The sequence below is a fragment of the Chromohalobacter sp. HP20-39 genome, assembly GCF_033052815.1.
Taxonomy (GTDB): domain Bacteria; phylum Pseudomonadota; class Gammaproteobacteria; order Pseudomonadales; family Halomonadaceae; genus Chromohalobacter.
In genome coordinates this window covers 1-623 of the sequence record NZ_JAWHTP010000074.1, presented here as the reverse complement: position 1 = coordinate 623, position 623 = coordinate 1, and the positions used below count along the sequence as shown (strand labels likewise).

At 62.4% G+C, this 623-nt stretch carries 1 protein-coding gene; it reads right to left on the bottom strand.

Annotated features, from left to right (window positions below):
- Positions 1-116: 116 nt before the first annotated feature.
- On the bottom strand, positions 117-551 hold the full coding sequence (locus RVY79_RS16980) for a hypothetical protein (protein ID WP_012435670.1): 435 nt from the start codon (positions 549-551) through the stop codon (positions 117-119).
- Positions 552-623 lie beyond the last annotated feature (72 nt).

Genomic DNA, 623 nt, shown 5'->3' with positions numbered 1-623 from the left:
TCGAGACGAGGCCTAGGGTGGAGGTCTTGCCGGCGCCCGCACGAGCGTCAACCTTCAACGGTTCGCCATCCAAGGACGCATCAACGACAGCGGTTTGCTCTTCGGTAGGCTGCATGTCAGGCGAGGGTCAGTTGTGTGTCAACGAGAGACGCGCGAAACGCCGCATCCCTCTCCCGGATCGCCGCACGGCGGCGCTCGCCCTCGCCGGTTTGCTGCTCAACTACATAGATGAAGTTGTTGGGAGTGGTGGGGCCACGCCATGCTCGCCACGCTTCCTGGATGTGGGCACGAACGGCCGCCGGTTGGGCGAAGTACATGCTGCGACCTTTGCGCCAGTGTTTGGCCTGGAGCGCGCGCATACGCAGCTCCAGACTGTCGGAACGACGCTGGCGCAGGGCGATTTCGTCAGCGACGGTGCGTTGTGACTCGGCTATGTGCTCGGGAAACAGGGGATAGCGCGCACGCTCGCGGGCCTGCTTGCGAGCGAAAGCGGCCTCGCGGCGCGAGGTAAAATCGATCGGGTAGTAACGGAGATAACGTGTGAAGCGCATGTCGGAAAACCATCGGGATATGGTTCCAAGTTACCGGCATGGCTGCGAAGTCAATGGCGCCGGTTGAGCGAA